This is a genomic window from Pseudomonas sp. WMBT8, from assembly GCF_050916005.1.
In the GTDB taxonomy this organism is placed as follows: Bacteria; Pseudomonadota; Gammaproteobacteria; order Pseudomonadales; family Pseudomonadaceae; genus Aquipseudomonas.
Genome location: NZ_CP188096.1, coordinates 2,495,332 through 2,508,277, shown reverse-complemented (window position 1 = coordinate 2,508,277; position 12,946 = coordinate 2,495,332). Strand labels below are relative to the sequence as shown.

The following is a 12,946-nucleotide window of genomic DNA, read 5'->3' as shown; positions in this document are numbered from 1 at the left end:
CAACATCACCGCGAAGAAACATCGACATTCGGCTCATGGATGACTTTGAACGAACGCGCTTTACCCGGCGCATCTCGAGTTTCCGCGCACGCTTTTAGCAAAGAAGAGAGTTAATCCGAATATGCCCACCCGCTCGAAGATCATCTATACCTTCACCGACGAAGCCCCAGCCCTCGCCACCTATTCACTGCTGCCTATCGTAGAGGCCTTCACCGCTTCCGCTGATATTGAAGTGGAAACCCGCGACATCTCCCTCGCAGGGCGCATCCTCGCAAGCTTCCCCGAGCAACTGGGCACCAAGGCCGTTGCGGACCACCTCGCCGAACTGGGCGCCCTGGCCGTTACCCCTGAAGCCAATATCATCAAGCTGCCTAACATCAGCGCCTCGACCCCGCAGCTGCAAGCCGCGATCAAGGAACTGCAGGCCCAGGGCTACGCCCTGCCAGACTACCCGGAAACCGTAACCACCGACGCGGAAAAAGAAACCCGTGCACGTTACGACAAGGTCAAGGGCAGCGCCGTGAACCCGGTCCTGCGCGAAGGCAACTCTGACCGCCGCGCGCCACTGTCGGTCAAGAACTACGCACGCAAGCACCCGCACAAAATGGGCGCTTGGGCTGCTGACTCCAAGTCCCATGTGGCTCACATGAGCAACGGCGACTTCTACGGCAGCGAAAAAGCCGTACAGATCGAAGCCGCCGATGCTGTCAAAATCGAGCTGGTCGGCAAGGATGGCAGCACCACCGTCCTGAAAGAAAAAACCTCCGCACTGGCCGGCGAGATCCTCGACAGCGCCGTGCTGAGCAAGAACGCCCTGCGCGCGTTCATTGCCGCCGAAATCGAAGACGCCAAGAAACAAGGCGTGCTGCTGTCGGTCCACCTCAAAGCCACCATGATGAAGGTCTCCGACCCGATCATGTTCGGCCAGATCGTTGCCGAGTTCTATAAAGACGCCCTGGCCAAGCACGCCACTGTGCTGGAGCAGATCGGCTTCAACCTGAACAACGGCATCGGCGACCTGTACGCCCGCATCAAGGCCCTGCCGGCCGACCAGCAAGCGCAGATCGAAGCTGACATCCAGGCGGTCTACGCCGCTCGCCCTTCCCTGGCGATGGTCAACTCCGACAAAGGCATCACCAACCTGCACGTGCCGAGCGACGTAATCGTCGACGCCTCGATGCCGGCCATGATCCGTGACTCCGGCAAGATGTGGGGCACTGACGGTCAGTTGCACGACACCAAGGCCGTGATCCCAGATCGCTGCTACGCCACCATCTACCAGGCGGTCATCGAAGACTGCAAGGCCAATGGCGCCTTCGATCCAACCACCATGGGCAGCGTGCCAAACGTTGGCCTGATGGCGAAGAAAGCCGAAGAGTACGGCTCCCACGACAAGACTTTCCAGATCAAGGCCGACGGCGTAGTCCGCGTCACCGACAGCCAGGGCAAGCTGCTGATGGAACAGTCGGTTGAAGCCGGCGACATCTTCCGCATGTGCCAGACCAAAGACGCGCCGATCCAGGACTGGGTCAAACTGGCCGTCAACCGCGCCCGCGCCAGCAACACCCCGGCCATTTTCTGGCTGGACCCGCTGCGCGCCCACGACGGCGTAGTGGTCGAGAAAGTCCAGGCCTACCTGAAAGACCACAACACCGAAGGCCTGGACATCCGCATCATGTCGCCGGTCGACGCGATGAAGTTCACCCTGGAACGCACCCGCAAGGGCCTGGACACCATCTCGGTGACCGGCAACGTACTGCGCGACTACCTGACTGACCTGTTCCCGATCATGGAACTGGGCACCAGCGCCAAGATGCTGTCGATCGTGCCGCTGATGAACGGTGGCGGCCTGTTCGAAACCGGCGCTGGCGGTTCGGCGCCAAAACACGTGCAGCAACTGCTGGAAGAAAACTTCCTGCGTTGGGACTCCCTGGGCGAATTCCTGGCCCTGGCAGCCTCCCTTGAGCATTTGGGTGTGAACTACAACAACCCGAAAGCCCTGGTACTGTCCAAGACCCTGGACCAGGCTACCGGCCAGTTCCTCGACAACAACAAGTCGCCATCGCGCAAAGTCGGCAACATCGACAACCGCGGCAGCCACTACTACCTGGCGCTGTACTGGGCACAAGCCCTGGCCACCCAGACTGAAGATACCGCGCTGCAGGCGCAGTTCGCTCAACTGGCAAAAACCCTGGCCGAGAACGAGGCAACCATCGTTGCCGAACTCAACGCCGTACAGGGCAAGCCAGTGGACATCGGCGGCTACTACGCGCCGAATCCTGAGCTGACCAGCAAGGCCATGCGTCCGAGCGCTACCCTCAATGCGGCCATCGCTGCACTGAAGTAATGCTGTAGGGCGACATCACAAACCCCGGCCATGTGCCGGGGTTTGTGTTTTCAGCCTTTTAAAACCGCGCCGTACTCCGCACGCCAGGCGCTCTCGATAATCGCCAGCAACTGCGACCTGTGCCACGGCTCCCAACCCGCCCGCGGCCTAAGCTCGACGCCAAACCGGGGTAGCTGCGGCAGATGGGCAAGCGCCTCCAGGCTTTTGAGGCCCTGCACCTGGGCGAACCAGGGCAGCAGCGTCACGCCAACCCCGGCCTGGACTGCTGAACGCAACGACACCAAGTCCTCGGACTCATACACACAGCGCCATCTGATCCCACTCTCCTCTAAGCGCCGGATCGCCAGACTCCTGAATATGCAAGGCGCCTTGAACAACGCCAACAAGAGCTCCTGCCCCTCGGCAGGCACGCCAGCATGCTCGCCACCCAGCCACCTCAGTGAAAGCGCATGCAAAGGCTCCCCGCTGACCTTGGGCAGCTCGTCAATCATCAGGCCAATATCAATCCCGCCCTCGTTGAACGCCTGCGCAAGCACCAGGGAACGCGCCACTTTGACCCCGATCCGGACTGACGGCAATTCAACGGCCACCGCTGCGATAACGCGCTGCAGGATCTGCTCGGAAAAATATTCGGGGATGCCGAGCGTCACGGACTCCTGGCTACGGCTGACATCGAACAGCCCACCGACCTTGTCGTTGAGCTCCAGGATCTGCTGGGCATAACCGATCAGTCGCTCACCTTCGAGAGTCAGCAACACTTGGCGGTTATCGCGGACAAAAAGCCCGACGCCGAGTAATTCCTCCAGACGCCGGACCTGCTGACTAATCGCAGGCTGCGTCAGACTCAGCGCCTGGGCAGCCCGGGTAAAACTGCCCAACTGCGCAACCTTGAGGAAGCTGCGCAGGGACTGAACATCAAGATTGACTCTCATGGCACACCGAAGCGAATGAGTAAATGCGCCCGAGCATTAGTGCAAGGTGGCACCCCGATCTGTCAAGAACGCCAACCTCCCTAACGGGTGTGCGCATGGTTCATCAGGTAAACACCCACTCCGGACACCACAAAACCTGCAATCGCCAGCGCACCTGGAGCCTCCCCCAACGTCACCGAGGCCATGATCTGAGTGACCGCTGGAATCACATGAAACAGATTGGTGGCCTTGCTCGCCTCGCCTCGCCGAATCATGAGGTACAGCAACGTCAGTGCGCCTACCGAGTTCATCAGGGTGATCCAGGCCACCGAAGCGGCGAAGGGCACCCATTCTGTGACGTGCATGGTTTCTGTGGTGTAGGCCAGCGCCAGCATTACCAACGACGCGGTGACCATCTGAATGAAGCAGCCCACCCACAGGTTGACCCCACCCAGAAAGCGCTTTTGATAGAGCGTGCCAAGCGTAATCCCGACCAGCGCTAGACATACTGCGCCGTAACCGCCCATTGACGCCCCGGAGCCAAAAAAACTGTTGGCCACAACGATGGCGACACCGCCCACGCCCAGGATCGAGCCCGGCAGATCACGCCAACTTAATTGTTCACCCAGGCAGAAATAGGCACCGATTACCACGAACACTGGCATCAACCCGACAATCAGCGCAGCTTGCCCAGCCGGGACGCCCTGACTTATCCCGGTGTATAGGCCGCCAAATTGCAGAGCCTGCAAGAGCAAGCCCACGGCTGCCGCGTGAAGGTAAGGTGTAAGCCGCCTGGGCCACTCAGCCTTGATGGCGAGCGCAACCCCCAGGAAAACCAAGGCCGCCAGAGTAAAACGGTAGAACGTCATGGTGAAAGGCTCGCCATAACGCACACCAAAAGCGCCACCGATATAACCAGAGCTCCACAGCAGGATGAAGGCAATGGGCAGCGGGGAGGTAAGACGCACTTCGTAGCTTTTGTGGGCAATCGGCTTCATGACACTCTCCAATAACGACTGTTCTGGAGAGGTAAACTGCGCCCCGGCTTGCCAGCGGTAAAATCATATAATGTGCGGCGCAGCATGCATTTTGCTTATGCACCACCTGCCCACTGCGCAAACCGAATCAGAATGCGGGAGCTGGCTTGCCGCTCCCCCATTGATAGCAACCCTGTCCAAAAACAGCGCCATCCCTTGAACCGAGGCACTCCATGACCTGGCAACCCCACATCACCGTCGCCACCATCATCGAAGACAATGGCCGCTTCCTCATGGTCGAAGAGCTCAAGGGCGGCCGCGCCGTGCTCAACCAGCCTGCCGGCCATCTCGACCCGCACGAAACCCTGACCGAAGCCGCCGTGCGCGAAACCCTCGAAGAAACCGGCTGGGACGTCGAAGCCACCGGCATCGTCGGCATCTACCTGTACACCGCCCCCAGCAATGGCGTGACCTACCAACGGGTGTGCTTCATCGCCAAGGCCCTGCGACACCACCCGGACTATCAACTGGACGAGGGTATCGTGCGCGCCCGCTGGCTGAGCCGTGACGAGCTGATAGCCTTGCGCGACGACTGGCGCAGCGAGTTGATCATCCGCTGTATCGATGACTATTTGGCCGGTCAGCGCCATAGTCTAGAGCTGATCCGCCCTTCTCTTTAGCCTTGCGGGCTCGGGCCTGCTAGAATCGCGTCCTTTTTCAAGACACCCGTTGAAATCCTATGCGTGATCCAGCCCCTTCTGACACACAAAAGAAGCGCGTCATCGTCGGCATGTCCGGCGGCGTGGATTCTTCCGTTTCCGCCGTTCTGCTCATGGAGCAGGGTTATGAGGTGGAAGGCCTGTTCATGAAGAACTGGGAAGAAGACGATGGAACGGAATACTGCACCGCCATGGACGACCTGGCGGACGCCCAGGCCGTGTGCGACAAGATTGGCATCAAGCTGCACACCGCCAACTTTGCCGCCGAGTACTGGGACAACGTGTTCGAACATTTCCTGGCCGAATACAAGGCCGGTCGTACGCCGAACCCGGACATCCTGTGCAACCGCGAAATCAAGTTCAAGGCGTTCCTCGATTACGCCATGATCCTCGGCGCCGACCTGATTGCCACTGGCCACTACGTGCGCCGTCGCGATATCGATGGCCGCACCGAATTGCTCAAGGGCCTGGACCCGAACAAGGACCAGAGTTACTTCCTGCACGCCGTGGGCGGTGAACAGATCGCCAAGACCCTGTTCCCGGTGGGCGAACTGGAAAAGCCCGAAGTGCGCAAGATCGCCGAGAAACACGGCCTGGCCACCGCCAAGAAAAAGGATTCCACCGGGATCTGCTTTATCGGCGAGCGCCGCTTCAGTGACTTCCTCAAGCAGTACCTGCCGGCACAACCGGGCGAGATCAAGACCACCGAAGGCGAAGTCATCGGCCGTCACCACGGCCTGATGTACCACACCATCGGCCAGCGCCAGGGCCTGGGTATCGGCGGCCTGAAAGACGCGGGGGAAGAGCCGTGGTACGTGCTGGTCAAGGATCTGGAACACAACGTGCTGATCGTCGGCCAGGGCAACGAGCATCCGCTGCTGTTCTCCGGCGCGCTGCTGGCTTCGGAGATTTATTGGGTCAACCCGATCGACCTGAGCAGCCCACGCCGCTTGACCGCCAAGGTGCGCTATCGCCAGAGCGACCAGCCCTGCACCCTGGAAAAAACCGCCAATGGCTACCGTGCCACGTTCGATGACCCGCAACGCGCGGTCACGCCCGGCCAGTCCGTGGTGTTCTACGACGGTGAGATCTGCCTGGGGGGCGGTGTGATTGAAGTCGCCGAACCCTGGAGCACCCTGGCATGAGCCCGACCCAGGAGCAATTGACAGCACTGGGCGGGGTGTTTCTCGCCGCAGTGCTGGTGGACAAGATCGCCAAGACCGGCCAGGTGACCGAGGCGGGCCTGACCTGCATGCTCGGCAGCCTGCTGGTGGTCGACCCGAAGGACACCCTGGATGTGTACGGTGGCGATGACCTGAGCCTGCGCGAAGGTTATCGCGCGCTGATCGGCGCCCTCGAGCGCGACCCCAGCACCCTGCAGCGCGAGCCGCTGCGCTATGCGCTGTCGATGCTCGGCCTTGAGCGGCAACTGGCCAAGCGCGACGACCTGCTGGAAACCATCGGCAAGCGCCTGCCGCAGATCCAGTCCCAGGTAGAGCACTTCGGCCCGGCCCATGAGAACGTGATCGCGGCCTGTGGCGCCTTGTACCAGGACACCTTGAGCACCTTGCGCCAGCGGATCCAGGTCCACGGCGACATGCGCAACCTGCAACAACCCAACAACGCCTCGAAAATCCGCGCCCTGCTCTTGGCCGGTATCCGTTCAGCGCGGTTGTGGCGGCAGTTGGGCGGTCATCGTTGGCAGTTGGTCATCAGCCGTCGCAAATTGCTCAAAGAGCTTTACCCGTTGATGCGCAACGAATAAGTCGCAGCCGCGGGCTATTTTCAAGCCGTTACGCGTAATACGCCGGTCAGTTGGCAACGGACCGGCGGATTTTTTCATGTATGATACGCGCCCCATTTCGTTGCCCGACTGTCCGAGAACACCCCATGCAGCTCTCTTCGCTCACTGCGGTTTCCCCTGTTGACGGCCGCTACGCCGGCAAGACCCAGGCCCTGCGCCCTATTTTCAGCGAATACGGCCTGATCCGTGCTCGCGTACTGGTTGAAGTGCGCTGGCTCCAGCGCCTGGCCGCTCACCCTGCCATCAGCGAAGTGCCGGCGTTCTCCGCCGAGGCTAACGCTGTACTGAACACCCTGGCGGAAAACTTCTCCCTGGAGCACGCCGAGCGTGTGAAAGAGATCGAGCGCACCACCAACCACGACGTCAAAGCCATCGAGTACCTGCTCAAAGAGCAAGCGGCCAAGTTGCCGGAACTGGCCCAGGTCAGCGAGTTCATCCACTTTGCCTGCACCAGCGAGGACATCAACAACCTGTCCCACGCCCTGATGCTGCGCGAAGGCCGTGATGACGTGATGCTGCCACTGATGCGCCAGACCGCCAACGCCATCCGCGAACTGGCCATCCGCTTCGCCGATGTGCCGATGCTGTCGCGCACCCACGGCCAGCCGGCCTCGCCGACCACCCTGGGCAAAGAACTGGCCAACGTGGTGTACCGCCTGGAGCGCCAGATCGCGCAAGTGGCTGCCGTGCCACTGCTGGGCAAGATCAACGGCGCCGTGGGCAACTACAACGCGCACCTGTCGGCCTACCCTGAGATCGACTGGGAAGCCAACGCCCGCGCCTTCATCGAAGACGAGCTGGGCCTGGGCTTCAACCCGTACACCACGCAGATCGAACCCCACGACTACATCGCCGAGCTGTTCGACGCCATTGCGCGCTTCAACACCATCCTGATCGACTTCGATCGCGATATCTGGGGCTACATCTCCCTGGGCTACTTCAAGCAGCGCACCATCGCTGGCGAAATCGGCTCCTCGACCATGCCGCACAAGGTCAACCCGATCGACTTCGAAAACTCCGAAGGCAACCTGGGCATCGCCAACGCCTTGTTCCAGCACCTGGCCAGCAAGTTGCCGATCTCCCGCTGGCAGCGCGACCTGACCGACTCCACCGTACTGCGCAACCTCGGCGTGGGCTTTGCCCATAGCGTGATCGCCTACGAAGCCAGCCTCAAAGGCATCAGCAAACTGGAACTCAACGCGCAGAAAATCGCCGCTGACCTGGACGCTTGCTGGGAAGTCCTGGCCGAGCCGATCCAGACCGTAATGCGCCGCTACAACATCGAAAACCCCTACGAAAAGCTGAAAGAGTTGACACGCGGCAAGGGCATCAGCCCCGAGGCGCTGCAAACTTTCATCGACGGCCTGGACATGCCAGCCGCGGCCAAGGCCGAGCTGAAACTGCTGACCCCGGCCAACTACATCGGCAACGCTGTAGACCAAGCCAAACGCATCTGATTGCGGCTTGATCCCTTGAGACGCCCGGCAGCGCCGGGCGTTTTTATTCCCGTCTGAAAAGTGCTTTTTTTCAATAGGTTACACATGAATCCTGATATTCCTCTTCAACTTCTGGGCGGCATCACGGCACGGGAATTCCTGCGCGACTACTGGCAGAAAAAACCGCTGCTGATCCGCCAGGCCATCCCTGATTTCGAAAGCCCGATCGACGCCGACGAACTGGCCGGCCTGGCGCTGGAAGAAGAAGTCGAGTCACGCCTGGTGATCGAGCACGGCGAGCGCCCATGGGAACTGCGCCGCGGCCCGTTTGCCGAAGACGCCTTCAGCACCCTGCCAGAGCGCGAGTGGACCCTGCTGGTGCAGGCGGTCGACCAGTTCGTACCGGAAGTGGCCGAGTTGCTGGAGCAGTTCCGCTTCCTGCCAAGCTGGCGCATCGACGACGTGATGATCAGCTTTGCCGCCCCCGGTGGCAGCGTAGGCCCACACTTCGATAACTACGATGTGTTCCTGCTGCAAGCCCAGGGCAAGCGCAACTGGAAGATCGGCCAGATGTGCAGCTCGGAAAGCCCGCTGCTGCAACACGCCGACCTGCGCATCCTCGCCGAATTCGAAGAGAGCGCCGAATGGGTGCTGGAGCCGGGCGACATGCTCTACCTGCCGCCGCGCCTGGCGCACTTCGGCATCGCTGAAGATGACTGCATGACCTACTCGGTAGGCTTCCGCGCACCCAGCGCCGCTGAAGTGCTGACCCATTTCACCGACTTCCTCAGCCAGTACCTGACAGATGAGGAGCGCTACACCGACGCCGACGCCCAGCCTGTCAGCGACCCGCACCAGATCCAGAGCGACGCCCTCGACCGCCTGAAAAGCCTGCTGGCCGAGCACATGAGCGACGAACGCATGCTGCTGACCTGGTTCGGCCAATTCATGACCGAGCCACGCTACCCGGAACTGGTCGCCGGCCCTGAAGAGCTGGCGCAGGATGAAGTCATCAGCAGCCTGGAAGACGGTGCAGTCCTGATCCGCAATCCGAGCGCACGCCTGGCCTGGTCGGAAGTGGACGACGATGTACTGCTGTTCGCCAGTGGCCAGAGCCGTTACCTGCCGGGCAAACTGCGCGAGCTGCTGAAGCTGATCTGCGCGGCCGACGCCCTGCACGTCGACAACCTGGGTCCGTGGCTGGCCGATGAAGATGGCCGCGACCTGCTGTGCGAACTGGTCAAGCAAGGAAGCCTGGGGTTTGCCGATGAATAAAATTCACGTAAGTGTCGCAGACTGGCAAAAGGATATCGCCGAGATCCGGCGCATTCGTGAAGCGGTATTTATCGCTGAGCAATCGGTTCCACCTGAGCTGGAATGGGACGCAGACGACGCCGGGGCCATGCATTTCCTCGCATTCGAAGGCGACTTTCCGATTGGCACTGCGCGCCTGCTACCCAGCGGCGAGATCGGTCGCGTGTCGGTCCTCAAGGACTGGCGCGGGCTGAAAGTCGGCGACAAGCTGATGGAAGCGGTGATCGGCCAGGCCGAAAAACGCGGCCAGACCCGGCAGTTCCTCAGCGCGCAGGTGTATGCCGCGCCGTTCTATGAGCGGCTGGGGTTCAAGATCGTCAGCGGGGAATTCCTGGAAGTCGGGATTCCCCATGTTGATATGGAGCGCGAGGGTTGATTTAAGACCATGGCGCGGCCATCGCAGGCAAGCCAGCTCCCACATTCGACCGCGCATGTCTCGAGCGACGCGGTCGGTGTGGGAGCTGGCTTGCCTGCGATGACGATATCAGCAACACCCAAAAAGGCCCTGCCATCCCCCGATGCCAGGGCCTTTTGCCGTCTACGATTCAACTCGCGCCCCTCCGGGCCGATAAACTGGCACCATCAAGCCCAAATGACTTGCAGAGATAACGGACATGTCCCTACGCACCCTAGTCGCCAGCCTGCTCATGGCCGCCAGCTTTTCAGCAATGGCAGCCACTGAAGTCGTACCCCTGAACAACCGCACCAGCGCCGACCTGTTACCCGTGGCGCAGAATTTCATTGGCAAGGACGGCACGGTCAGCGCCTACGGCAATCAACTGATCGTGAATGCCGAACCCGACAAGATCCAGGGCCTGCGCGCCCTGCTCACACAGCTGGACACCCCGTCCAAGCGCCTGTTGATCACCGTCGACACTAATGAGAACAATCAGCAGGCCAACCGCCAGGTCATTACCTACAGCACCGAAAGCCGAGAGGGCGGGGTCCAGCAGATCCAGGCCAGCGAAGGTGTGCCCGCGCTGATCCAGGTGGGCCAGAGCGTCCCCCTGACCACCACCCAGCCCGACGCCTACGGCCGCCCGCAAAACCAGACCCAGTACCGCAACGTCACCCAGGGCTTCTACGTGACCGCCAGCGTCACCGGCGAGACCGTGCACCTGAGCATCAGCACCAATCGTGACCGCATGAGCCAGGAACGTCCTGATGTAGTGAACGTGCAAAGTACCGACACAACCGTCAGCGGGCGCCTGGGCGAGTGGATCACCCTGGCCGGCATCAATCGCCAGACCCAGGCCGACAAACAGGGCACAACCCGCACCTACTCGACCCAGGGCCGGGATGACCTGACAGTGCGGGTCAAAGTCGAGACCTTGAACTGAAGCACCAAAAACTGACTGATTAGTCGTATTAGACCAAAGATGTAGTGCCATAAAAAAAGCACTACAAAACATTTGACGATCCAAAAAAGCATGGGCATGATGGCCTCGCTCCCGCTAATCAGGGGCCCTGGCAAGGGCCTTCGGATCGTCGCTCCAAGTTACCCACCTGAGCCGATTCGTGTCTGTACCGCCCACAAGGCGTGTTTGACGAGGTTGCGACTGGAACGAAGTTGTCCCGAGGGACGGAAGCTAACCAGGTAACCCGGCAACACACTGATGGATCGTACCAAGGCCCACGACGCCCGAAGACTGTTCTCGGTTCGCCTCTACCTGCTCACTTTCTCCCTTGAGCCTATCGTTCATCCCGTCGCCTTCCCCGCCAAGCCAAACTTGACCGCCTAAGCTTCTGGTCAGCGAGCAGCCATAACCACGCACTGAATACGTGGCTGGCAAACGGAATTTTCAACCCAGTAGTTTTTCCACAAAAGACGCGACGAGGTTTTTCCCCATGGCACTGACACGCGAACAGCAAATTGCAGCCCTTGAAAAAGACTGGGCTGAAAACCCACGCTGGAAAGGCGTGACTCGCGCTTACTCCGCTGCTGACGTCGTCCGCCTGCGCGGCTCGGTTCAACCTGAGCACACCTTTGCAAAACTGGGCGCCGAGAAGCTGTGGAAGCTGGTTACCCAGGGCGCCAAGCCGTCCTTTCGCCCCGAGAAAGATTTCGTCAACTGCATGGGTGCCCTGACCGGCGGCCAGGCTGTGCAACAAGTCAAGGCCGGCATCCAGGCGATCTACCTGTCCGGCTGGCAAGTGGCTGCGGACAACAACTCCGCCGAGTCCATGTACCCTGACCAATCGCTGTACCCGGTGGACTCCGTGCCAACCGTGGTCAAGCGCATCAACAACTCGTTCCGCCGCGCCGACCAGATCCAGTGGAAAGCCGGTAAAGGTCCGGGCGACGAAGGCTACATCGACTACTTCGCGCCAATCGTGGCGGACGCCGAAGCCGGTTTCGGTGGCGTACTGAACGCCTACGAGCTGATGAAAAGCATGATCGAGGCAGGCGCCGCCGGCGTGCACTTCGAAGACCAACTGGCTTCCGTGAAAAAATGCGGCCACATGGGCGGCAAGGTCCTGGTTCCGACCCAGGAAGCCGTACAGAAGCTGACCGCTGCCCGCCTGGCAGCTGACGTAGCCGGCACGCCGACCATCATCCTGGCCCGTACCGACGCCAACGCCGCTGACCTGCTGACTTCGGACTGCGACCCGTACGACCAGCCGTTCGTGACTGGCGAGCGCACCCAGGAAGGTTTCTACAAGGTGCGCGCCGGCCTGGATCAAGCCATTGCCCGTGGCCTGGCCTACGCGCCGTACGCCGACCTGATCTGGTGCGAAACCGCCAAGCCAGACCTGGACGAAGCCCGTCGCTTCGCCGAGGCGATCAAGAAGGAATACCCGGACCAACTGCTGTCCTACAACTGCTCGCCTTCCTTCAACTGGAAGAAGAACCTGGACGACGCGACCATCGCCAAGTTCCAGCGCGAACTGTCCGCCATGGGCTACAAGCACCAGTTCATCACCCTGGCCGGCATTCACAACATGTGGCACAGCATGTTCAACCTGGCGCACGACTACGCCCGCAACGACATGACTGCCTACGTGAAGCTGCAGGAGCAGGAGTTCGCTGACGCCGCCAAAGGCTACACCTTCGTGGCGCACCAGCAGGAAGTGGGCACTGGCTACTTCGACGACATGACCACCGTGATCCAGGGCGGCACCTCGTCCGTGACCGCGCTGACCGGTTCGACCGAAGAAGAACAGTTCCACTGAGTAAACTGAGTACACGGCCATTGCGGGCCCGATAGAAAGCTAACCGCAGTGCCGCACGATCTGACGCCCCGACTGGTTCGGGGCGTTTTTTTGCCTGAAAAATCGCTCCGGACCCAGTGAAGATCAAAATGTGGAAGCGGGCTTGCTCGCGATAGCGATATGTCAGTCAAGAAAGTGCTGGCTGACACACCGCTATCGCGAGCAAGCCCGCTCCCACAATGAAAATGCGCTCAGCCTGGTGTTTTTTGCGCAAAACCTTGATCC

The 12,946-nt window shown here is 60.7% G+C and carries 11 protein-coding genes; 9 read left to right on the top strand and 2 right to left on the bottom strand.

The window, feature by feature from the left end:
- Positions 1-121 precede the first annotated feature (121 nt).
- Positions 122-2,347 (top strand): NADP-dependent isocitrate dehydrogenase, encoded by a 2,226-nt coding sequence (locus ACO77H_RS11650; RefSeq protein WP_432755489.1) that lies wholly within the window; start codon positions 122-124, stop codon positions 2,345-2,347.
- Positions 2,348-2,397: 50 nt separating this feature from the next.
- On the opposite strand, the gene ACO77H_RS11645 is transcribed toward ACO77H_RS11650, so the two are convergent.
- Both ACO77H_RS11645 and ACO77H_RS11640 read right to left on the bottom strand, forming a co-directional pair.
- Positions 2,398-3,279 carry a LysR family transcriptional regulator gene (locus tag ACO77H_RS11645; RefSeq protein ID WP_432755488.1) on the bottom strand — a complete coding sequence of 294 codons (882 nt, stop codon included), beginning with the start codon at positions 3,277-3,279 and terminating at the stop codon, positions 2,398-2,400.
- Positions 3,280-3,359: 80 nt separating this feature from the next.
- A complete protein-coding gene (locus tag ACO77H_RS11640) occupies positions 3,360-4,256 on the bottom strand; it encodes a DMT family transporter (RefSeq protein ID WP_432755487.1) in 897 nt (298 codons plus the stop codon).
- A 212-nt stretch (positions 4,257-4,468) separates the two neighbouring features.
- Between ACO77H_RS11640 and ACO77H_RS11635 the strand changes: the two genes are divergently transcribed.
- The 8 genes from ACO77H_RS11635 to aceA all read left to right on the top strand — a co-directional run bounded on the left by ACO77H_RS11635 (position 4,469) and on the right by aceA (position 12,682).
- Positions 4,469-4,915, top strand: a complete 447-nt coding sequence (locus ACO77H_RS11635) for an NUDIX hydrolase (RefSeq protein ID WP_170043102.1) — start codon at positions 4,469-4,471, stop codon at positions 4,913-4,915.
- A gap of 59 nt (positions 4,916-4,974) precedes the next feature.
- Positions 4,975-6,099 (top strand): tRNA 2-thiouridine(34) synthase MnmA, encoded by a 1,125-nt coding sequence (gene mnmA / locus ACO77H_RS11630; protein ID WP_432755486.1) that lies wholly within the window; start codon positions 4,975-4,977, stop codon positions 6,097-6,099.
- Positions 6,096-6,719, top strand: a complete 624-nt coding sequence (gene hflD / locus ACO77H_RS11625; protein WP_005789104.1) for a high frequency lysogenization protein HflD — start codon at positions 6,096-6,098, stop codon at positions 6,717-6,719. The genes mnmA and hflD overlap by 4 nt, the downstream gene beginning before the upstream one ends.
- Positions 6,720-6,844: 125 nt before the next feature.
- Complete coding sequence (gene purB, locus ACO77H_RS11620) at positions 6,845-8,215, top strand: adenylosuccinate lyase (RefSeq protein ID WP_029293372.1); 1,371 nt, start codon at positions 6,845-6,847, stop codon at positions 8,213-8,215.
- A gap of 84 nt (positions 8,216-8,299) precedes the next feature.
- On the top strand, positions 8,300-9,469 hold the full coding sequence (locus ACO77H_RS11615; RefSeq protein ID WP_029293370.1) for a cupin domain-containing protein: 1,170 nt from the start codon (positions 8,300-8,302) through the stop codon (positions 9,467-9,469).
- The gene (locus ACO77H_RS11610) at positions 9,462-9,884 is read left to right on the top strand and encodes a GNAT family N-acetyltransferase (RefSeq protein WP_169954348.1); all 423 of its coding nucleotides are present in this window, start codon (positions 9,462-9,464) and stop codon (positions 9,882-9,884) included. Before ACO77H_RS11615 ends, ACO77H_RS11610 begins: the two co-directional genes overlap by 8 nt.
- A 238-nt stretch (positions 9,885-10,122) precedes the next feature.
- The gene (locus ACO77H_RS11605) at positions 10,123-10,848 is read left to right on the top strand and encodes a secretin N-terminal domain-containing protein (protein WP_432755485.1); all 726 of its coding nucleotides are present in this window, start codon (positions 10,123-10,125) and stop codon (positions 10,846-10,848) included.
- A 508-nt stretch (positions 10,849-11,356) separates the two neighbouring features.
- The gene (aceA, locus tag ACO77H_RS11600) at positions 11,357-12,682 is read left to right on the top strand and encodes an isocitrate lyase (protein ID WP_003219577.1); all 1,326 of its coding nucleotides are present in this window, start codon (positions 11,357-11,359) and stop codon (positions 12,680-12,682) included.
- Positions 12,683-12,946 lie beyond the last annotated feature (264 nt).

Excerpts from the sequence above, each read along its gene's own strand:
- purB (WP_029293372.1), top strand. The coding sequence starts at position 6,845 with ATGCAGCTCTCTTCGCTCACTGCGGTTTCCCCTGTTGACGGCCGCTAC.
- ACO77H_RS11635 (WP_170043102.1), top strand. The coding sequence starts at position 4,469 with ATGACCTGGCAACCCCACATCACCGTCGCCACCATCATCGAAGACAAT.
- ACO77H_RS11645 (WP_432755488.1), bottom strand. The coding sequence starts at position 3,279 with ATGAGAGTCAATCTTGATGTTCAGTCCCTGCGCAGCTTCCTCAAGGTT.
- ACO77H_RS11610 (WP_169954348.1), top strand. The coding sequence starts at position 9,462 with ATGAATAAAATTCACGTAAGTGTCGCAGACTGGCAAAAGGATATCGCC.
- ACO77H_RS11615 (WP_029293370.1), top strand. The coding sequence starts at position 8,300 with ATGAATCCTGATATTCCTCTTCAACTTCTGGGCGGCATCACGGCACGG.
- mnmA (WP_432755486.1), top strand. The coding sequence starts at position 4,975 with ATGCGTGATCCAGCCCCTTCTGACACACAAAAGAAGCGCGTCATCGTC.
- ACO77H_RS11650 (WP_432755489.1), top strand. The coding sequence starts at position 122 with ATGCCCACCCGCTCGAAGATCATCTATACCTTCACCGACGAAGCCCCA.
- hflD (WP_005789104.1), top strand. The coding sequence starts at position 6,096 with ATGAGCCCGACCCAGGAGCAATTGACAGCACTGGGCGGGGTGTTTCTC.
- ACO77H_RS11640 (WP_432755487.1), bottom strand. The coding sequence starts at position 4,256 with ATGAAGCCGATTGCCCACAAAAGCTACGAAGTGCGTCTTACCTCCCCG.
- aceA (WP_003219577.1), top strand. The coding sequence starts at position 11,357 with ATGGCACTGACACGCGAACAGCAAATTGCAGCCCTTGAAAAAGACTGG.
- ACO77H_RS11605 (WP_432755485.1), top strand. The coding sequence starts at position 10,123 with ATGTCCCTACGCACCCTAGTCGCCAGCCTGCTCATGGCCGCCAGCTTT.